The sequence below is a fragment of the Streptomyces sp. NBC_00582 genome (assembly GCF_036345155.1).
GTDB lineage: Bacteria > Actinomycetota > Actinomycetes > Streptomycetales > Streptomycetaceae > Streptomyces.
This window is the reverse complement of the sequence record NZ_CP107772.1, coordinates 2583375-2604621: the sequence shown is the minus strand read 5'-3', so window position 1 is coordinate 2604621 and position 21247 is coordinate 2583375. Positions and strand designations below refer to the sequence as shown.

The following is a 21247-nucleotide window of genomic DNA, read 5'->3' as shown; positions in this document are numbered from 1 at the left end:
GTGCAGTCGTGGCGTACCAGTGCAGCGAGCCGGGGCCGGCGGATGTCCGCGACCGAGCTGAACGGCGGGCCGGCTGGGCCCGGACGCCGTTCACTGAGTGCGGCAGGTCAGCGGTGGCGCCAGGTTTGGCGCAGGCGCAGGACTTCGGTGGCCCAGTGGGCGGGAAGGTCTGGTTCGGGTATGCGTTCGCGGCCGAGGCTGAAGCGGACGTGGCGGTAGAGCCAGTGCAACGAGGCGTCCGAGCTCGCGACGAGTGTGGACAGCAGCGGTTCACCAACCGGTGTCTCCCGGTCGACGGCGACCAGGAGTTCACCTTGGTCGTCCGGGTGCAGGTGCGGCAGCCCGCCCGCCATCCGCAGCCGCAGGTCACCCCACGTCAGAAGTGAGCCGCCGCTGCGCGCCGCGTCTTTGAGGACGTCCCGGGCGATGGCGGCCAGCTTGTCGATGGTCTCGATCGGCAGACGGTCCGGGGGAGACGGTGCGGTGGCCTTGGGACCGGGGACGGCCTTGACCGGGTCCGCCGCGCGCGGTGCGGCACGACGCGGCGCGCTCGAGGTGCGGGCCTTGAGCTGGCGCTTCCACCGCTTGACCTGAACCTCTTCGAGCACCGGTAGGCGCCCGTCCAACTGACGGCGCAGCGAGCTGATCTCGCCGAGGAATGCGGCGAGTTGCTCGGTGGCCAGGCCGTTGCCGGCACGGCCGAGTTCGGCGAGGACTTGACGGATACGGCGCAGGATCGGGTCCGTGTACGGATCTTGTTCCTGGCACCACGCCTTCACCTCGCGCATCAACGGCGTGTAGGTGGCCCGGTCTTCGGGCGACAGACGCCGACCGTAGATGGGTCCGGCCAAGTGGCGCGCGGTCTGGACCGCAGCCAGGTCGCCGGCCTCCTGCGCGGCACGGATCTCCTTCACGAGCCAGGCGAACTCCGCTCGGGCTTCTGCGAAAGCGGCAAACTCGGAAGGCGGCGCGCCGCTGGGTGACGAGTGGGTCGCCGACAGGGGGGCTCCGTCGTCTGGAGTCACCAATTCGCCGTTGACCTGGGCTTCCAGGCGGGCGAGCGCCGTGTCGAGGTCCTGCGGCAGGGGGCCGGGGCAGCGTCGTTTGAGAATCTTCGAGTGGGCCAGGGCACTGCGCAGGGCGAGAGGCGTGGGGGCAGGGCCGGCCGTCGCGAGGTCGGCGAACAAGGTGCGCAGCGCCGCGTGGGCGGCTGCTGCTTCACGGCTGCTGATCCAGGTCTGCAGGTCGGTGCGGAGCAGCAGCAGGTTCTGCCGTGGCTCACCGGACAGGCGATCCGTGGCGATCCGTGAGACCTCCTGGCGGATCCGTCTGGCCTCGTTCAGGTCGTCGGCATCACGGGCCTGCTTGAACAGCTGCCTCAGACGGGCGATGTCTGCTGTCGCCTGCGCCTGGAACGTGCGCTGGTCCTTCCCCGGCGAGACGGGGCTCTTCGCGGCGGCGGGCGGGACAGCGGGCGTGCTCTTCTTCGGGGGCGCAGACGCCGGCAGAGGGTGGCCGATGAGGCGGTCGAGGTCGTCCAGGAGCCGCTCGCCCTCGCGTTGCCACGCGCGCAGCTCCTGCCTGCGTTGCCGGACAGTCTCGTAGAGCCGTTGGTGCTGTTCGCCGTCCTTGACCGTGGTGGCCAGGCGGGCGGCGCGACGGCCGGTGGCGTGGGGCAACGTGGCACGGCCCACGGCCAACTGGGCCTTGAGGAGGGTCAGTTGTTCCTGGGCGGCCCGCCCTTCCGCGGGGCGGGGCGCCTCCGCAATGGCAGCCGATGCCGGTAGGGGAGGAGTACGGTGGCCGTACGCCGTATGCGCAGCGCGGATCTGCTCGTCGCACCACCGGTACAGCGCGGACTCCGAGGCCGGGGCGGGGACTTGGAGCAGGCGCAGCACGGTGGCGAGATAGGACAGGGGACGGCCGGAGGGCGCGCGGACCAGGACGCACAACAGCGACCGGTTCCGATCGAGCGGCTTGTCGACCTCCACGAGGAGGTCCCGGCGCTTGGGATCGGGCAGGTGCGCGAGATCCAGGCCGACCCGCTCGGCCAGCTGTTTCCACGTGGTGGTGGCCCCCTCCCGCGCCACGTCTTCGAGAGCCCGCCGCAACAGTGTGGCGGTGCGGCTGCCCTGGGACTGCACCGGAACGGTGGGGGCCGGGGCGGGCGTGGCGGGCATCGGTGCGGGCAGGGGCTCGTCCAGGGCGACGGGGGGACGCCACAGGCCGGTACGTTCCGCGTCCAGACCCTTGAGCTGGATGAGGCTGTCCGCGCGCACCGCCCAGCGGGTGTTCTCACCCGGCCGGTCGGCTTCGGTGACCAGCAGGCGCACCGCGCCCGCCAGCCGGTACACGTACTGCTCGGTGGGGCGGGGTGTGTCGTGGGGCAAGGAGAGCTGGGCCTTGAGGATCCGGTGCCCGGCCGGTTTGATGAAGCCGGATATCAGGTACCGGCCGCCCTCCACGAGGGGCGAGTCGGTGTCCGGCCGGGCCTCGCCGTCGATCGCGAAGACGATCTCGGCGCCGCGCAGCGGCAGGCTGCCGGCCACGGCGTCATGGCGCGCGGCCCCCTCGCGGATCAGCCCGCGGTTACGGAGTTCGTCGAGGTCGGGGGTGATGAGGCCATCGCCGGTCATCCGGCACTGCTCGAGCGGAGACCAGGCGACGGGGCGGTTCTCGGTGACGGTGCCGATCAGAACCCGGCGGCTGTTGCCGTCGGTTTCGCACCGCACCCGCAGGGCATAGCCGTAGCGGGCCGTCATATCCCGGGTGATGGCGCTCTCCAGCCCGAAGACCCACTCGACATGCCCTTCCTTCGCGGCCAGGCTGTCCGCCGTTCCACGCCAGCTGCGGTAGTCGTTGGGCCGCAGCTCGAAGCGCAGGCGTTGATTCGTGGCACGCAGCACGAAGTCCACGGCATCCCCGGGGCCGTGCCCGAGGCTGCACAACTCGGCCTGCGCCGCGTGACCCTGGCCCGCCAGCCACTGCGTCACGTGCGCCTTGACGAACAGGTGATCGGCGCTGTCGACGCCGTTGGCCGTGCGATGACAAGCCGCCCGGCTTCCGTCGCGGTCCGGGAAATGGGAGAAGTGACAGACCTTCGTTTCGTAGCGCTTGGTCATCAGCCGCTCGCCGCAGCCACCGAGCAGCGTCCCGCACCAGAAGTCGTCCTTGCCGAACTGGCGGCGGAACTCATCCAGATTGTGCGGCTCCTCGGGCAGGATGACCGGCTGGTCCGAATCCCGGCCTCCCATGACCGCCGTCTGGACGAGACGGAAGTCGATCTGCGCCACCAGCAGTTCCTCCGAAAAAAGTCAGCACCCATCCCCCCAAGGAGGCACACACCCGGCGCGGATACTGCGCCCCGGAGCACCCCTGGCGCCTGCGCAGTCACACACGTCCCGACGGTGCAGCGACGTCTTGGGCCACCCGATGAGATTATCTGTCGCGTCGGACAATGCGTCAGGTGTGGTGTGCATTGCCTCCCGGAAATTCCTTGGCGGGCTCCGGTGAGTTGTCTTGCGCGGCGCGTCGGCCTACTGGCTTCGATTCCGTATCGAGCACCCAACCTCGTGGAGGAGCTGGAGGAAGCCGACGAGGGAGGTCATGACGGATTGGGGCTTGCGCTGGAGGCTCCGTTGTACTCCGGCTCGCCGCTCTCAAGTACGCGGAGGAGCGAGGCAGTGACGACTCGGGCGGTGCGGCCTATCGTTAGCACGCGGCATGGGAATTCTCCGCGGCGAACGAGGTCGTAGCTCTTCGATCTCGACAAGCCGAACGCCTGGGCGGCGGCCTCGACGCTCGCCGTCCCACTCCAGGTGGCGCGGATGCGCTCGGGGCTGAACTGGCTGTGAGGCGTTTCGCCGCTCTGACTGGGCATTTCTGTCAACAGTGCCTTTCGGGTTCATTTGCTTCCGCGGCAGTGGGGAAGCGGGGAGACGCGGTGGACTACCAATGGTCCGCGGCATCACCGGTTTCGGTAACCGGCCATTGACGGATACCCTGCTCCGCTCGGCGTTGGAGGTGAGTTGCATAGGGTCGAATCGGCGCCAGCACCGCTGGTTGGGGCCGTCGGCATTGTCTCCACGTGTTTCCGATGACGCACCACGTGGAGTGTGTTGCGATCCTTGAACCGGCCGCAAAGGGCTCCTGACCTGTGGTTTTGCGCCTGCGCAGGCATCCCGCAGCCTGGGCGCCGGGGGATTGGCGGTCGGCTTATGCCTTGCGTGGTCGAGGGTTGTAGGGGTCAGTCGGAGTGGCAGGGAAGCGCTCGTGGAGGTCACCGAGGACGGCCTCCACTACCTTCGACATGGTCATCGTCCTGAGGGGTTGACGCCGGCTGAAGGGGGCGACCAGGCGGCATCCAGCGGACAGGCTGGGCGCAGGCGTAGCTCCGTGCCCTACGCCGAACGGCCCATCGCTCGTGCGCGACGAGCCAAGGTGACCGGGTTGGTCGAACGGCTTCTCACCGAGGGGCGGGTCCGTGTCGCCGATGACGACCAGTTCGCCGAGTGGCGGAAGGTCATCAACTATGCGAAGCGGCACGGACTGGAACCTCCCGGCAAACGCATCCAGAAGGTCCGTCTCCGGGCAAGTGGGCGGAAGCTATACCTCGCAGAGGGATCACACCCCGACTCGCGGAGCCAGAAGCCGGCGGGCGACGCCTCGGTGGTTCCGGTTCCCGCGCGGCTTACTTCTCCTCATCCGATCGTCGCCGCCCTCAGAGACATGGAGGAGCGGCTCGTGATGCCTAGGCCCGTGATCCGCTGATTGCTGATGATCACCGCACGCGTCGAGTTCCCCACCACCCGACCATGATCAACCATCCAGGCCCGACGTCTCACCGCCAACCGTGCACGAGCTCGTTGAACTTGACGTTTAACCCCGGCTCATCTCGCGCTGAGTTGAACGTCAAGGTCACAGCAGGTACGAGAAGCGCAGTGCCCCGCCCTCCTCCCGGTAGCGGCCCCGGCCGCGCTTTCCGTAGGGGTTGGGGAGCATCTGGATGGCCATCTTGTGAGGGGTGAGGGCGTGTGTGACCACCAGGAGGCGCCAGCGGTCGTTGCCCGCGTGCTGGCGGGCCGCGCGGACCTCGCTTTCTCCCAGCTCGAAGCGGCCGCCTTCGCCCCCGGTCGCCTTCACCTCGTACAGGTAGGGCCGGCTGCCGGAGCCGACCCGGAAGTCGAAGCCGAGGCCGTCGTCGCCGGACGGGCCGGGGAAGGCTTTGCGGCGGTTGCCCGACACCCAGCAGGTTTCGTCCATGCGGTCCGGGTAGCGCGCACACAGCCACTGGTACGCGTACCACTCGCCCACGTACCCGATGGCCTCCCGCTGGGCCGTGGTCAGCCCGCTGTCCGTGCCGCCCCCGTACCGCCGCCCGCGCGTGCGACCGGTGGCCTGGGTGCGCCCGGTCTGGGGGCGGGGGTCCGTGAAGCGGAGCGGCCCGGCGGCGGTGATGCCCGGTGCCGAGCCGCTCTGCAGGACCCGGTCGAGTTCGCGGGTGAGGGCGGTGAAGTCGCCTGAGTGCACGTCGAAGTCGCGGCCGCCGACGGAGATCGACCGCCGTTTGCGCTCCCGTTCGCGGCGCTCGTGTTCCGCTGCGTTGCGCACCCGGTCCAGGTCGGCCCCGGACAGTCCGTGCCGTTCGGGTTCCGTCGCCACCGCCATCCCGTCGGGCCACTGGCCGAGGGCCGCCAGCCAGCCGACGACGTCGGTGGGGGACAGGGGCCGGAAGTCGAGCGCGCCCACGGCCTCCAGCCGCGCGGTGACCTCCTCGGCGGGCTCGGCTGCGGTCAGGGCCGCGGGCAACGGGTGTCCGGCCGCCCTGACCAGGACCGCGAGTTCGGCGGCCAGGCCGGTGATCGTACGGAGGTTCGCGCCGCGTACGTGGTCGGGGGTGGGCAGGCGTTCGCCCGACCGGGGCAACGGCACCGGGCGGCCCAGGCGCAGCGCCAGCTGCTCCTCCACGTGCGCCTCCAGGCTCCCCGTGTCGGCCGTGTCCATGGCGTACTCCCATGCCTCCGGCGCGGTGATCCAGTCCAGGGCCCGGACCGAGGGCCAGTCGGGTATCGGACGGCGCGCGTCGAAGTCCTCCAGCACCGCCCAGCGCAGCCGGTTGACGAGCTCCTTCCTGCGCAGGTCCAGGTAGGTGCGGAGCGCCTCTTCGTGCTCGGCGGCGTGGCTGATCGGTTCCAGGGGTGGGCTCATCGCGCGCAGGGTGTCGTTCAGCTCGGCGAATCCGATGCCCAGGTCGCGCCGCAGTTCGTCCGTACCGCGGGCCGCGCGGGCCCTGGCGATGAACTCGGATACGGGGACCGGGAGCTCGGCGGCGTACTCCTCGAGGTGAGCCTGGAACTCCCGGGTGTCGCCCGGCGGCGGCAGGAACAGCGAGTTCGCCGTCTCCGTGCCGAGCAGGTGGACGAGGAAGGGCCGGCAGCGCTCCAGGACCACGCCGATGGCCCCGTCGATCCGGCGGCTTGTCTCCTCGACCTGGTGGTTTGTGACTTCCAGGGCGTCGGCGAGCTCCTCCTGGCCCGGGTTGTGCAGGTCGGCGTGGCGGGTAGCGAGCTGGTGGGCGGCGAGGCGCAGCCGGTCGCCGAACTCCCGACGTCCCAGCAGCTCGGCGACCGCCATCACGATGCGGGTGGTCTCGGGCCAGCCCGGCTCGCCTGCCGGGGAGAGGACGAGCGGATGCTTCGGATCGGGCAGCGGGAGCACTCCGCCGAGGCGGCCCGGCAACGTCCCGGGCCGGCCGTCAAGCTCGATGTTCCAGGAGCGGTAGCGGTGCAGACGTACGCTCCGGACCAGGGACGTCAGCTCGCTCAGCTCGGCCTCGCTCGCCCTGGGGCCGCGCGCCAGGTGGTCGCAGAGGACGCCCACGGCCAGCGTGAGCCAGGGCAGTTGCTGGACCAGTGGTTCTCCCATGGCCGCGGGGTTAACCCGTGTGCCGTCCACGGTCACCGTGAACATCAGGTCGTCGGTGTGCCGGACGGTGGCGGGGTGGTCGGCCGCCAGCAGCTCGGCGGCCTTCGCCGAGACACCGGGAAGGGTGAGCAGGGGGCGCGCCATCTCCCGTATCAGCAGGGGCGTCAGGCTGTCGCGTTCACCGCTGACGTAGAGCACGGTCCTGGCATCACCATCGCCATCGCTCTCCCCGCCGTCCAGGGCGGACAGCGGTACGCTGATCAGCCGGTCCCCGGACTCAGCGAGCAGACTGGCGCCCTTGGGCAGTGCGGGACGGGGGCGCCGTACGAGGTGCTTCCAGGCGCGTTCGTTGGCGCGCTGCGCGGCGGGCCGGTCCTCGGCCCCCAGTGCGCCCTCCGCCGCAAGTCGTCCCAGCGCGGCGATGAGGCGGTCGCTGTCCCGGGGGTCGTCCCAGGTCGGGAGCCGCATTTCCCGCAGGCGGTCTCCCGCTTTCCCGCGTTCCAGGAGGTGGCGCAGCCGATGGTCGACGGTCGGCGCGTAGGAGGGCTCCTCCTCCAGCCCGGGCGGGCAGTGCCAGGCGTCGGCCGGCCGGACGAACCGGACGGCCCGGTCGCGGCCCCGCACCGGGAGCCACGGCTGCTCCCGGACGAAGGCGCCGAGCGGGGTCGGGACCAGTTCCCTGTCCGGGGGACTTTGGCTGCCGGCACTGGTCCAGACGCTGGCGAACCTCGCGTCCTCCCAGCTGGCCAGGCCATGCAGGACAAGCCGTGCGTACGCCAGCCGGGCCTCCTGCCCGAGGCGTCCGACGACGTCCTGGCCGGGGAGCCGCCAGGCGGGGGTTCCCCGGTACGGCGTCCGGGGGTAGTAGACACCGGGCCAGTGGACGTACGGCTCCCACTGCTCCTGCACTTCGGCAGACACCTTCGCCATGCGGACCAGCTGCCGAGCGCTGAGCTCCCGGCCTTGATCCACCCGGCTCAAGGCGTCGGGGGACCTGACCGGGACCAGCCCGTCGGCCACCCCGGCCTCCAGCAGGAACGCCCGCCACTCCTCGGTCTCGCCCCGCTTGGCGAACTCCTCGGGCGCGGCGAGGAGGCGTCCGGCGATCGCCTTGAGGCTCTTCGACACGTCCTGCCCGGCGGCGACCACCGCCGCCAGGTCCTCACCTACGGACGCGCGGCCCCAGCCCCGGCCGAAGACGGCGTCGCTCGCCCTGATCAGCCAGCCGTCCGCCGACGGTACGTACAGTCCGAGCGAGGAGATCTCCGTCCCGCCCAGCGAACGCCGCGGCTGCCACAGCCGGAAGACGAACCGCAGGGTCTGGAGCCGCAGCCGGAGATCGGTGCTCGCGCTGAGCGCCTGCCGCACGTGGTCCAGCAAGCCCCGCGTGTCGTACGGCCGGACGAGCCCCTCCTGCTCGAGGAAGGCGCGGGCGGCCCGCCCGCGCGTACGCTCGCCGCGGTCCTTCCAGACCAGCCCCGGGTGCAGGGAGAACAACCGCTTGCCGAGCAGGGCGGGGACGGACGGGGCCTCGGTCTGGTTCGCCTCCGTACGCACCGGCTGGAAGAACGCCTCGCGGCGGACACCCTGACCGCTCGGCTTGCCCTGTGTACGTGTACTTGTGCCCGTACCCGCCCTGTCGAGGGGACGGTTGGTGTGCCGCAGTGTGCAGTCCTCCGCGAGCAGCAACTGCCTGCCGTGCAGGACGTGCCCGTTGTCCTCGAAGAGGGCGGCCAGGTCCTCGTAGAGCGCGCTCCACTGCTCGTCGGGGGGCTCACCGAACCGGGGGAGGGGAAGGCCCCTGACGATCCGTTCCACGTACTCGGCGAGGATCTCCAGGCTCGGCTCCCATGGGCATGCGAGGGCCTTGCACAGGGTGGCCAGCCGTTTCAGCCGGTCGCCACCGATCTCGGGATCAGCCACCACGATCCCGGCCTCGTGCGCGCGGTGTGCCGTGAGGACGGTCAGGTCGAGGTCCGGCCACAGGACCGCGCCCCGGGGCGGGGCCCAGCTCGTCTCCGGCAGGGCGCCGTCCGCGGCGAGGACGGGCATGAGCGGTACGTCGGCGAGTTCGCTCCCGTGTACGCGCAGGGCCGCCGCGCGGAGGCGCCCCGCCGAGCCCTTCTCGCTCTCCCAGCTCACCAGGTCCACGGCCAGCTGCCGCATGGACGGCTCGGGCACGGTACGCAATACTGCGGCGGCCGCCAGACAGGTCTCGGCGACCGCGTCGAGCAGCAGCACGTTGAGGGGGTTGTCGGAGGGAAGCCCGGTGCGGTCGAACTTGGTGAAGAACGGGGCGTTCATGTGTCCCGGGAACGGCGCGGCCTGGTCCTCGCCCATCGGCAGGAAGGTGTAGATCTGCCCGCGTCGCGGTCGGCGCGGGGCGGGCAGCGGGAGTGCGACCTCGACGACGGCGGACCGCTTCCACTCCTGCCACGTGTCGTCGAGGAGCCCGGAAGACACGGCCTCGGCGAGGGTGCTGTTCAGCCGTTCCTTCTCCACGGTGCCCCGCACTACGAGAAAGGTGCCGGACGGCCCCAGGTCCACGGTCGCGCAGGAGACGGGGAATCCATGCCCGGCGCCGTCCTGCGCAACCGCGAAGCACTCCTCGGAGCGTGCCAGTTCGTGTCGCTCGAGCGCCTGGTGGGCGTCGTTCAACTCGCCTGCCTCGCCACCGACGGCCCGCCGTTCCAGCGTCAGGCCAGCGAGCCGGTCGAGGAACAGCATCACGGGTACCTTCGCCCCCGCGAGCTCGCGCATCCGCAGCCGGACCTCGGCCTGGGCGGCATCGCTCAGCAAGGGCAGTCGGACGATGGTTACGTACCCCTGGGCGGCGAGCTGCCGACAGATCGCGGGCACATCGTCCAGCGGCAGGGGCGCCTGGAGCGGTGGATACTTGGCGGCCACCTCGTGGGCGTTGTCCTCACCGGCGAGGAACTCCTCCACGTCGACCTTCTGCGCGAAGCGGAAGCAGTACCCGTCCAATTCCGGGCCGAGCGGGCTGTCGGGGTCTGCGCTGTAGATCTCGGGTGCCTCGCTGATCAGCAAGATGCTGCGGAACCCGACGCCCTTGTTCCCGATGCCCTCACCGACCTCCTTCGAGCTCTGCGCGAGTTCGCAGACCCGCTCGACGTCCCGCCAGGTGAAGGGCGTCCCCCCGTTGGCGACGTACAACGTCCCCCACTCGCCCTCCGCCTCGTCCAGCAGGACGTGGACCCGTCCGTCGCGGCGGTCCCCCGGATGCGCGTCGTAGCCGTTCTGCAGCAACTCGAAGAGCGAGCGGCCGGCGTACTCCCGTGCGCTTGTGTACGACACGGCGTTCACCTGCCGTGCCATACGCAGGACTTGCTCCGACCGGGCCCCCTCCAGCACGGACCGGCCGTACTCCCGCAGCTGCTCGGCCCGGGCGTTCCTCGCCATGGTTCTCCCCTCACCTCAGCGTGATGAGGACGGTATCCCGCCGCACTGACATCGGGGGGCGCGAGGACCACCGTGTGGAGCGCTGCTCGGAGCTGAGCTTGACGTTTTGGTCCGCCGTCGAATGGGCTCGAATTTGTTCAGGGTTTCCCCTGTTCACGGCGTGTCCGCGAGGCCGGGGCCTGATCCTGCGAGGAGAGGTCGGCGCGGCGCGTAGAGGCCAGATCGTGGAACGGGTTGAGCACGGGGTTCTACGGGACGCGTTCGTAGCGGTGACGGCATTCCGGACCGAGTTGTACTCATGCCTGCTTCCGCGCGGCGATGTGCGACGCGTTGCTGTGCACGGACGGTCCGGTCCGCACGCTCGTGGACCTGGCCCTCGCCCCCGAGCACCGGCGTGGACACGTGCCCTCTACTCCGGGCTGAACCAGGGCCGGATCGATGTCGCTCGGCTGCGTCGGGCTCTGGTCGGGGTGCCGTTGCCCCGGGCAGCCGACGGCCGCCTGCCACACCTTCGGCCGGGGCCTAGCTAGCCACGGAGGGCACGTCTGCTGGCCTACCTGGGTGTGCCGGTTCAGCTTCGTCGTGCCGCGTCCGCTTTCCGCACCATCTTCGCCGCGTGGTCAGCCGAGTCGGCCAAATTCCGGAGTGCGCGGGAGACCCGGCTGAGGAACTCCACAATGTGGTCGGTGAGGGTGTCCTGCTTGGTGCTGGTGCGGAAGGTGGTGCTCTGGGTCACGGTCGGCTCCTCGAAAAGGGGTGCTGGGTGTGCTGCGCCCACTGTGGCACTGGAGACTGACATGTCGGGCGGAAACACGACACCTCCCACCCGAACCGGGCAGGGGGCTCTGGCGCCAGGTGACGCAGCGGGGGCGGTCAGCGGTGGCCGATGGATCACGCCTCATGCTTCCTGCGGCACGAGAAGTGCTCGGGCAGCCCTTCGGGTCCTGAAAGGCTTGCGGGCTGACCGCAGCCGAAGCGGCAGAGCGGGATCGTTTGACCCGACGCGTCGACCGGAACCCTGGCGTCCTCGATTTCCCGGGGGCGGGACTCAAGGACGATCGCGCGGCTGCCACGTCTCTGCTTCGGTTCAGCCCGCACCTCCGAAGCCGGACGGTCCTCGGTGCACCTGTCGCGCCGGTCTCCCTGTCGTACGGATGGCTGGCGCTCCTTGTCGTCCAGGGTGGGCCCGTTCGCCTCGAGGTACTGCTGCCACTGCTGTGCGGGGAGCCAACCGTGGTGGCCGCCCCGCTGGAACGGGATCCGCTCACCGGCCGCAGCTTCCACGATGAACCGGGTGAGGGTCAGGCCGCCTTCCCCTGTGAAGGTGCTCGACTGATGGGCGGGCACGAGGACGCGGTGCCAGCCCCCGCAGTACCCGGCGTCGGTGGGGTTCTCCGGGTCGTAGGGCTTCTGCGGGCACCGGGTGAGCGCGCCGTTTTGGCTGCACTGGCCCTCCTCCAGGACGAAGTTGCCGTCCTGGACCGCGATGGGGTTCTTCTGCACGCGGATGACGGAGGCTGGCAGGTTGGGCGTGCGGACGTAAGGGACGGTGCCGATGCCTGCGTGGTCGGGGTCGGCGAAGTCCCAGACCGACTGAATACCGCCGCGGCGCCGGAACCCCTCCCGTGCACGCATTCCGCGGGCTGTCTGGGCGCTCAGCTGAGGCTCGTAGCCCAGGACGATGCCGTTGGCGCCGTTGATGCGTACATCGAGGCGCGCGTGCCCGTCGGCGGTCTGCGACTCGATGTCGGCGTGGAAGCCGTGATCTTCGGAGTCCTTCGCGACGCGTTCCTTGCGGGCGAGGTGCTCGTCGGTCTCGTGGCTGATGGGCTTCTCCCCGGGTTTCCGGTAGTGGGAGGCAAGCCATACGCCGTCACGCTGGACGAGGTACATGGGGACACGCCGACCGCGGAGGTCCCGACAGTCGGGGCAGATGAGCCCGCGCTTTTCGACGGGGACACGTCCTCGCATGCGCACGAGCACGTTCAGGAGGTCTTGGCCTTGCGGGACGCCGAGGTCGGGGCGGTCCAGGTCGAGGTTGCGGCCGGCCGGTTCGTAGTAGACGGGGTTACGGAAGAGGTCTTCGTCGCTGTCGATCTGAAGGTCGTCGTCCATTGATGCTCCCCGCAGCCGCCACGAGTAGGACTCACAACGCTACGGGGAGGGTCTGACAATCGGGGCTGTCCGGCGGAAACAGGGCGCACTGAAAGGCACAGGGGGCAGTGGGCCTACAGCGGGTCAGGTGTCGACGCGGCGTGCAGCACGCTGGTTCGGGCGAGCGTCAGCGGCCCGGCGTTCGCGGGGCTGCGAAGGATTCGTTCGGCGGACCGAGCTCGCCACGTCGGAGACCTGGATGACGCCGCCATCCACTCAAGCCAAGAGATCCGAGAGTCCCCAATAGCCCTCCTTGTGAGCCAGCGTACGTCCATCCTGAGGGCATGACCCAGGTCGAGCCCTTGTTGGCACCGCAAAGCACGCCGCGGATCACGGCGGTGACGCGACGAGACATCTTTGACTACCTGTGCGGCGAGGGCGGTCCCTGGTGGGGACGGCTCGACGAGATCGACTTCCTGGAGAGCCTGTACGACTTGGACGGGCTGGCCTCCACCGACTCCCGGTTCACGACGGCGCGTCGCGACATAGTCCAGCACCGGGTCAACAATCCATTGGACTGGCCGGACGACTGGGTCTTCGAAGACTCACGCTTCCAACTGCTCGATGGCCCCGATGAGGTGCTTCTCGCTTTCCTGGCGCGGCTCGTTCATCCAGAGGTGCAGCCCGACGTCGACCAGTCATCCCGACGTGTCGAGGAGCTGAACCGCCTCCTTGGGCCGGACGGCTGGGCCTTCCGCGCCTTCGAGTTCCTGTCGGGCCGGCCTATTTACACGGCAGTTCCTACGCAGGCCACTGGCCCCGTGGTCTCGTTGCCGCTCGCCGACGACGACGCCGGCAAGCTCGACCTCGTTCTCGGACAGACCTACAGTCTTCTCGGCCGCGACGGCGAGGAGGTGGCTCGCGACCTGCTCCGCGCGACCGTCCTGACGCTGCGTCGTGACGGCAGCTTCTATCACCCCATGCCCGGTGACGGATGGACGGTCGATACGTACGAGGCGGTCCTCACCGTTGATCGCGTGTTGCTGCCCGCGTTCACAGAAGCAGTCACCAACGCGATCTGGCAGAGGCTGGAACCCGTGCTCACCAGGCTTCAGCGCCAGGATGTTCAGTCCCTCGTGGTCGAAGGCGACATAGGGCACCTGCCGGCCGTCCCACCGGACTGGAGGAACCAGACGGCCGAGGCCGATCCGCCCATCGTTCGGGGTCTCCGCATCGGTCTGCTGACCCCGGAGTTCGACGTCACACGGCAGGACTTCTCGGACCTTGAGATCCGTGGCACCGGATTTCCCTACTTCTACGACACTCGCCGAGGTCGTCTGATCACCGAATTCCTCCTCGACGACCGGCCGCAGGTGGCCACACTGTGCCACGTCACCCTCATCAACAAGGACGGCGTCCTTTCGCCCAGGATCAAGCTGTGGAAGAAGGACAAGACCAAAGCTGCGAAGGCGTCGGCCACGGAGGCCATTCCCGGCACCGAAGCCACACAGATTGTCAAGGCGCTTGTCGACACCAGCGATGTTCACGAGAACCTCTGGAAGGTCATCAGCTTCCTTCAGAGCTGCGTCGGGCTGGACCTCCCCGGAAGCAGCCTGCGGCTGGTCCGCGACGACGAAGCCGAGTTGGCTCGGCTCCTGGCCGACCAGGACCGCACAACACTCCTCGAAGCTGTTAGGACCGCTGTCGGCGGGGCCCTCACGGAAGAGGACATCCGGCTGATCAGCAACCGCAAGGTGCAACTCCAACGGTTCAGAAAGTTGTTGAACGACCCGGAGTTTTTCGAGCAGGAGCGCGGCCAGGTGGCCGGGCCGGAAGCGGTCTGGCAGGGCTTCTTCGAGGAGAATCCCTGGATCTTCGGATACGGTCTCACCTTCGTTGCTTGTGGCCCCATCGACGACGGCAAGCTGGAGCGCATCACGACGGGTGCGAACATCTTCGCGGGGGCGGGAAAGCGCAGTGACGCCGTCATGCGCTCCAGGGGCTTCATCAGCAGCCTGCTGTTCTGCGAGATCAAGACCCACCTAACATCCCTGCTGGCCAGCGCGCCGTACCGGGTGCCAGACGTCTATCAGGTCTCCAAGGACGTCGTCGGCGCCGTTGCGCAGGTGCAGAAGACCGCCTATAAGGCCCAACAACTGGTCAGCGGTCAACTGCATAGGCACTTCCGGGACGACGGCGCCCCGACCGGCATCGAAGTCTCCACCGTCCGCCCGCGACAGGTGCTGGTGATCGGAAGCCTCAGCGAGTTTACCGACGGCGGCGCGGCGAACCCGGAGAAGATCACCTCCTTCGAGCAGTACAGGCGGTCTATCCAGGATGTCGAAGTCATCACGTTCGACGAGCTCTACCAGCGGGCCTGCTTCATTGTGGAGGACCGCTGAAGTACACCCGACCGCACCAAGTGGAGAACCTGGTGTCGGAATTGGTTACCGCCATGGTGCAGGACACTGGCGAGCGCATCGGCGGCTGGTCCTTGGGGCAGAGGAAGGACTGCCAGCCGACCCAACACGGGCAAGGGGAGGTCGCGGTGACGAGTTGAGCGCCGGTGAAGCTCAGCAGCGAGCCCGGCCACGGCCCGCGCCGTGCTGCTTGCTCTGTGCGCCACGCAGATCATCAGCAGGGGAATCATGTGCTACACCTTTCCGGTCCTGTGAGCCCACAGATCACCGCCCGATCCGGTGGGTCCGCTGGTGCGACCGTGGCGCCGTGCTCTGCGGCGCCGATCCTTCGGCGGGGCGGTGGCGCTCAGCGGAACGTTCCGGCTGCCTGCTCGGCGTTCACGCTCTCGGCAATCGCGATGTGCACCGCGGGCGTCGCCCTGGTCCTGCTTGTTGCTCAAGCAGGACTCCACCGCTGCCCAGGCCGCCTCGGCGGTGCCGGGCAAACTGCGGGCCGCACTCTTTACGCCGCTCTCGGCCGCCACACCACCATGACGGTACGCACAACGATCCTGGTCGCGCTGGGCGGGCACACCACCGCCACCTTCTCGGCCGCGTTCGGCCGTACGAAGGTGGTCGCCGGGCCGCTGGCGTCCGGGATGGTGCACGGCCGCAGGGCAGGCCGCGCACCAACCAGCGCGGACGCTGCTCATGACGCCGCTACGGCTGACGGACCGACAAATGTCAGCTGTGGCAAGTACCCTGGGTTATGGAGCGCACCGATGTCGGTGACCCGCGCCAGCCCCAGTGGACCGATCCGGTCCGGGGTGGCCAGTACCGCGGTTCCTGCGAGGAGCCGGCGGTGGCCGGGTGATGGTGATCTGTCCAAGGTGGTCGCAACGGCCCAGTGCCCCGCAGCGGCGGGGAGGCGGCACGGCGGCGGCACCCACCTCTTCTCGCACGGGAGGCGGACCCACTCCGCGTCCCGATCCGTTCAGGGAATGCGGCGAGAGCCTGCCTTCTCTGCGTAGGAAAGCAGAGGTGCGGTATGTCGCCGCGTCGTCCTAAGCGCCCTTCCGGCCCCTTTCCCTATCTCGATGAGCCGGAGTACCGTGCCCAGTTCGTCGAGGCCGGCCTGGCCGACCCCCGGTGCACCCTCGACCGAAGTGCCTTGGAGCGCATGGCCACCGAGGCCATCAACCTCAAGCCCCTGATCGCGACGAGCGGCAACAAGACCACCGGTATCGTCGTCACAGGATTCAAGGACGCCGCTGTGGACCCGGTGCTCACCGAGCACGGCACCCTCTACCAACTGAGGGCCAAGCAGCCCGGTCTGGCCAGTGCGATCAACCAGTTCAACATCCGCTTTGCCTACGACGTCGCCCAGAACGCCACCGTGCCCACCCCTCGAGTGGTCCCGGTCAAGGCATCGGACGGCGGGCAACGGGCGGTACTGGAGGTCGAGTTCGCCTCCGAGGAGGCGCTGCTGGAGCACCTGACCTTCATCGAGGGCAGGTTGACCGCAGCGGAGAAGGCCCGCAAGTACGACCTGAAGGCGGACCTCGCAGTATCGGGCCAGTCGGAGCGGGCCACGTACCACATCGTGCGCTACCGAGTCGGTGACCAAGTGTGGGACACCACCGGCGCCACGGCCGGGTCGAACCGCACCCGCCACCGCCATGACCTGTTCGGACTCCAGCCCGCAGTCGGCCTGCTTGGCCTGCCGCAGAAGGTCCTCGGCGGACCCGACGGCCAGCGCTGGCGTAACCCGGCCGACTGGCGGGACCGCTACACCGCGCAGCTCAACGCGTACGACGGCATCGATCCCGAGGACATCGAGATCCCGGTGGACGACCCGGAGAAGGCCAAGGAGGCACTGGAAGCTCGCCGCTGGGCGGAGCTGGCGGCCGCCGCGCTGCAGGTTGCGACCACCGACGCGGCCTTCGTCATCGGCTACCTGCCGGCCGAGGGCACCCGCCCGGACTTCGACGCAGCACTGGCGTCGACTAACCTGCGCACCCACCTGCGCGGCCCGCTCGACTTCACTGGCACCAACCAGGCGATGGCATCCGGCCGGAAGTTGGTCGACCGCGCGTACGCCGACAACGCGATCACGGAGCTGGAGCACGCGGTCCTCACGGGCGCCAGCCCGGCCGCGAACCTGCACGACGACCCGCGCGAGGCCGTGGTGAACCTTGTCCGGCTGGTGGACCGGGTGGTCTTCCCCAGCGACATTCCGAGCCTGCGCAGGACGACCAAGGTTCTCGTCGAGCCGTCGCCGGCGCATCTGAGGGCCAAGCACGCCGAGACCCGCGGCGAGATCCGCAGCGCGCTGCTCACCGCTTCAGTCGGTGGGGTCGACCTCCCGGCCGCTGCCATGGACACCCCCCATCAGAAGATGGTGCGGCAGGGCATTCCCACCACCGGACTGTCCGCAGCCGAGTTGATCGCCGCAGCAACCTCTCCCGAGCCGAGCGACGGCCGTGACGCCGCCCGTGCCGAGCTGGCGCACGTCGCGGTACCGGGCCTCGTCAACGGCAAGGTGCTGCTCGGCTCCTACGGCTCCACCGGCGACCGCCGGGCGGTGTCCACCAAGCTCGCCGCGGCCCGCATCACCGACGACGGGGTCCGGCTGTTCATCGAGGCCATCGACGCCTTCGCCGAGGTGATACAGCTCCGCGCCGGCCGCGAGGTCACGCCGCGCCCGGGCGCGTGGGCAGGCCGCCTGCGCCGGGTGGCCGACGGGGCCGTCGACCCCAACGCGACGAAGCCAGCCGATTCGGAGTGGTTCACCAGCCACTGGCCGGTGGAGAGCGGCGGCTCGAGTGGCGGAGTGGGCACTCCGTCTGCCCTCTCCCCCAGCGAGCAGTGGGCGGAGAAACTCAAAGACACCACCGGGCTGGTCAACAGCGCGAGGAAGTCCGTGACAGCCCTCTCCAAGCACTTCGAAGCGATGCACTCCCTGGTGGGGCCGGACAGGGAGATGACCGCCGACGAGCGGCAGAACTGGGAGGACGAGCTCGACACAATGGGGTCCAGCGTGGAGGCGGCCATCAAGCACCTGCGCAAGCTGCGGTACCGGCCGACCGACACCGACGTGACGACCGGCGGCATCGGCAACTTCACCTTCGGGACAGAGGAGGCCGAGTGAGCGGCATCTTGCCGGGGGCGCGTACACCGCAGGAAGCCGCACCACCGCCTGGCCCGGTTCTCCGGCCACCGCACGTCCCGCTTCTCGCTCGCGCCCTAGGCGGCTACAGCAGCAGCTACCCATACTGGTCGCACGTCGACACCGTCGAGGCGTTCTCTCCGGGCCTCTACCTCGTGGTCGACGTCCAGGGCCGCATTGTCTGGCTCGGTATGGCGGCCGGCGACCAGGGAGTGACCGGGCGGATTAGGAAGCACCTGGTCGAGCCGTGGAAGCGCTCCGTCTTCCACAGGGTCTGGGTAGCCCCCGCCTACGACCAGATGTCCCGACCCGCGCTGGAGGCCGCCGAAGGCTGGGCCGCCGACGCGTTGGCTCTGCGTACCAGGATGCCGCACCGCACCTGGCCTCCGTCTACCAACTGGCTGTCCCTCGTCGGCCGTCAGCAGGTGGCCTGACCCCGCAGCGCGTGACCCCGGACCGCATCGGTCCGGGGCCACGCCCGGCCGACCCGCCTATCGGCACCGTGGTGCGGACTCTTAAGCACCTCGCCCTTGACTTGGATTTCAACCCGTAGCCCTGCCCGGTAGTGTCAGAGCGTGCTGAAAAATGCCATCTCTCGCTGACGTTCTCAGATCATCGGCGGGTGTGCGGCTGACCGAACGTGGCACGAGCCCTACGGCAGCGGCTTGGGTCCTCGGCCTCGGCGGCGCCGGCCAGACACTGGGCCGCACCCTGTATGTCGCCCTTGCCCGCCGCGTCGGCGTTACCACCCGCACGGTCACGCTGATCACCGCAGGTGGGGCAACGGCCGTAGCGCTCGCCGTTGTATCGGGCTCGTACCCCCTCTTGCTCCTTCTGGAGATCACGGCAGGCAATGGTCCGCGGCACCATCGCCCTCCTCCATGCCACCGCCATCACCGACCGCTGGGGCACCATCCACTTCGGCCGCCTCTCTGGCCTCCTGGTCGCCCCGTCACCATCGCGTCTGCACTGGCTCCCTTCGGGAGCAGCCCTCACGGGCGAACTCGGCGGCTATCCAGCGTTCTTCGGGCTGTTTGCCGGGGTCTCGGTCGTTGCCGGTGTGCTGGCCGCCGCGTCCGTCAGTCGCTGACGGAATGGCGTAGGCAAGGCGGTGCCGGTGCCGCCGTACGCGACAATCCCAGGGTGCTCGAGTCGCTGTGAGACCTGATCAAGCAACCTCTGGCGACCGGCGCCTCTCGTTTGTTCGAGGTGTTCGTATTGGCTCAACGGCGCAGGGTGGTGCAGTGAGTACAGCCAAGCGTGGGGTGCTCGGAGTCGTCGGCTCGGCAGCCGGGGGAGTGGAGGCGCTCCGGCCCGAACTTGTCGAGCCTGCGATGGATCGTGGGTGGCAAGTGGCGGTGACGTTGACACCGACCGCCGGTGAGTGGCTACGGATGACCGGCGAAGTCGAGCGGTTGGAGAAGCTCACCGGCCTGCCCGTCCGTGATGCGCCGCGGCTTCCTGGAGAGGCCCGACCGCACCCGCCCGTCGACTGCTACGTGGTCGCGCCAGCATCGGCCAACATGGTCGCGAAGCTGGCTTTGGGCCTGATGGACAACCAGGCACTGACACAGGTGGGCGAAGCCATGGGCACGCTCGACTTGCCGGTTGTCGTTTTCCCCCGAGTGAACGCGGCCCACGCCCGCCACCCGGCTTGGCAGCGGCACATCGACGCTTTGCGCGCCGGAGGCGTCCACCTCGCATATGGACCGGAGGTGTGGCCGCTGTACGAGCCGAGGGCGGCGCCGGCGGGGCGAAAACTTCCATGGCGTGCGGTGCTCGATGCGGTCGACGAGGCTACGACATGACACCGCGCTCTTGTCCGTGCCCGCGATCTGTACCGATCCATCGGCGATCAATACGGAGAGGGCAAGGCGTGGAACAACCTCGGAAAAGGAATCGTAGATCCCTGGTGACCGAGGGACGCAAGCGCTCCCCGATCAGGCCGAACGTAAGCTCTCACACTTTCTCCACGACACCGAAGCCCCTGGCGGAAACAATCCTGCAGCCGCCCGGCGTTGTCGATCTCCGAGCCGAGGAGGGGAAGGTGTCGGGCCTGAAGCTGTTCCACACGACAGATGGCGGTGTGACGGAGGTCGCGCCGCGTCTTGCTGATGTCGAGGCGGATGTGCAGGGCCTCATCGAGAGGCACATGCAGACGATGCTGGGCGTGCGGTTCCTGGCGAGCGAGTACAGCACCGGTGCCGTGCACGGGGGACGCATCGACTCGCTCGGCCTGGACGAGAACAACGCTCCCGTGATCGTCGAGTACAAGCGTGGCACCGACGCCGGCGTGATCAACCAGGGCCTCTTTTACATGTCCTGGCTCCTCGACCACAGGGATGCTTTCCACCGGCTGGTGCGCGAGCGGTTCGGATCGGCGGTGGCGACCCAGGTCGTGTGGACCGCGCCGCGGCTGATCTGCGTGGCCGGCGACTTCAGCCGCTACGACGTCCATGCCGTGCGCGAGCACCGGCGCAGCATCGACCTGGTCCGTTACCGCTTCTACGGCGCCGACCATCTCAGCCTGCAGACCGTGGCTTCTGTCACCGGACAGCCTGTGGGCGCCCGGGTAGGAAGCCGCGTGTCGCGAGCCCCGCGCGTGCGTGCGGGGGCGGGCGCGATGGAGGAGCTTGCGGCGGCGGTGGATGAGGTCCTGCGTGGTCTGGGTGACGACGTGATCGCGGTGCAGCGCCAGCAGTACTGCGCCTTCCGGCGCCTGCGCAACTTCGCCTGCGTGTGCACCCCGCAGCAGTCCAAGCTGCTCGTGTACCTCAAGGTGGACCCCACGCAGGTAGACCTGGTGCCGGGGTTCACCCGTGATGTCACGGGACTCGGTCACCACGGAACGGGGGACCTGGAGGTGCAGTTGCGCACGGACCGGGACTTGGAGCGGGCCGAGGATCTGTTCCGTCTTGGCTACGCCGTGGCGTAGCTGCTTCACAGCCGGGAGGACCACAGGCGAGTTATTCGGTTGTGAGAGGTCGTCGTGTCCTGTCCTTCCAAGCGGCGGTCAAAGGAATGGCGGTGGACTACCAATGGTGCGGCGGAGTCCCGGTTTCGGTAACCGGGACTCCGCCGCTATATTGCGCGCCTGAATCTGGTACGGCAGTACGGCGCGATTGACGGCTTGAACATCCGGGCTGTGGCGCGGGTTGGCGAGGATTCGCTGACACTGCACGTGGCGCCGCTGAGGGAGTTTTCGCCCTCAAAGCGGCTGGAGGGCTGCGGAGAACACCTC

11 protein-coding genes and 1 pseudogene are annotated in these 21247 nt (G+C 69.1%); 8 read left to right on the top strand and 4 right to left on the bottom strand.

All coding sequences use genetic code 11. From position 1 onward, the window contains the following. Positions 1–107: 107 nt before the first annotated feature. Positions 108–3293: a hypothetical protein gene (locus tag OG852_RS11285; RefSeq protein ID WP_330347852.1), complete on the bottom strand. Its 3186-nt coding sequence runs from the start codon at positions 3291–3293 to the stop codon at positions 108–110. A gap of 979 nt (positions 3294–4272) precedes the next feature. Between OG852_RS11285 and OG852_RS11280 the strand changes: the two genes are divergently transcribed. Further along, positions 4273–4770, top strand: coding sequence for a hypothetical protein (locus tag OG852_RS11280; RefSeq protein WP_330347851.1), 498 nt, complete (start codon positions 4273–4275; stop codon positions 4768–4770). Between the two features lie 147 nt (positions 4771–4917). Here OG852_RS11280 and OG852_RS11275 read toward each other — a convergent pair whose 3' ends face one another. Next, positions 4918–10344 (bottom strand): sacsin N-terminal ATP-binding-like domain-containing protein, encoded by a 5427-nt coding sequence (locus OG852_RS11275; protein WP_330347850.1) that lies wholly within the window; start codon positions 10342–10344, stop codon positions 4918–4920. Between the two features lie 224 nt (positions 10345–10568). Between OG852_RS11275 and OG852_RS11270 the strand changes: the two are divergent. Further along, positions 10569–10847: pseudogene (locus tag OG852_RS11270) on the top strand (transposase); the annotation flags it as partial. A 68-nt stretch (positions 10848–10915) separates the two neighbouring features. Here OG852_RS11270 and OG852_RS11265 read toward each other — a convergent pair. Together OG852_RS11265 and OG852_RS11260 are read right to left on the bottom strand one after the other, a co-directional pair. Further along, positions 10916–11080 (bottom strand): hypothetical protein, encoded by a 165-nt coding sequence (locus OG852_RS11265; RefSeq protein WP_330347849.1) that lies wholly within the window; start codon positions 11078–11080, stop codon positions 10916–10918. 155 nt (positions 11081–11235) lie between these two features. Continuing rightward, a complete protein-coding gene (locus tag OG852_RS11260; RefSeq protein ID WP_330347848.1) occupies positions 11236–12459 on the bottom strand; it encodes a hypothetical protein in 1224 nt (407 codons plus the stop codon). A gap of 323 nt (positions 12460–12782) precedes the next feature. Between OG852_RS11260 and OG852_RS11255 the strand changes: the two genes are divergently transcribed. The 6 genes from OG852_RS11255 to OG852_RS11230 all read left to right on the top strand — a co-directional run bounded on the left by OG852_RS11255 (position 12783) and on the right by OG852_RS11230 (position 20941). Then, positions 12783–14840 carry a Shedu anti-phage system protein SduA domain-containing protein gene (locus tag OG852_RS11255; protein ID WP_330347847.1) on the top strand — a complete coding sequence of 686 codons (2058 nt, stop codon included), beginning with the start codon at positions 12783–12785 and terminating at the stop codon, positions 14838–14840. A gap of 1177 nt (positions 14841–16017) precedes the next feature. Next, on the top strand, positions 16018–17988 hold the full coding sequence (locus OG852_RS11250; protein ID WP_330347846.1) for a hypothetical protein: 1971 nt from the start codon (positions 16018–16020) through the stop codon (positions 17986–17988). Continuing rightward, the gene (locus OG852_RS11245; protein ID WP_330347845.1) at positions 17985–18440 is read left to right on the top strand and encodes a hypothetical protein; all 456 of its coding nucleotides are present in this window, start codon (positions 17985–17987) and stop codon (positions 18438–18440) included. The genes OG852_RS11250 and OG852_RS11245 overlap by 4 nt, the downstream gene beginning before the upstream one ends. A gap of 419 nt (positions 18441–18859) precedes the next feature. Further along, positions 18860–19096 (top strand): hypothetical protein, encoded by a 237-nt coding sequence (locus OG852_RS11240; protein WP_330347844.1) that lies wholly within the window; start codon positions 18860–18862, stop codon positions 19094–19096. A 154-nt stretch (positions 19097–19250) separates the two neighbouring features. Next, a complete protein-coding gene (locus OG852_RS11235; protein WP_330347843.1) occupies positions 19251–19814 on the top strand; it encodes a flavoprotein in 564 nt (187 codons plus the stop codon). A 239-nt stretch (positions 19815–20053) separates the two neighbouring features. Further along, positions 20054–20941: a DUF5655 domain-containing protein gene (locus tag OG852_RS11230; protein ID WP_330347842.1), complete on the top strand. Its 888-nt coding sequence runs from the start codon at positions 20054–20056 to the stop codon at positions 20939–20941. The last annotated feature ends 306 nt before the right edge of the window (positions 20942–21247 follow it).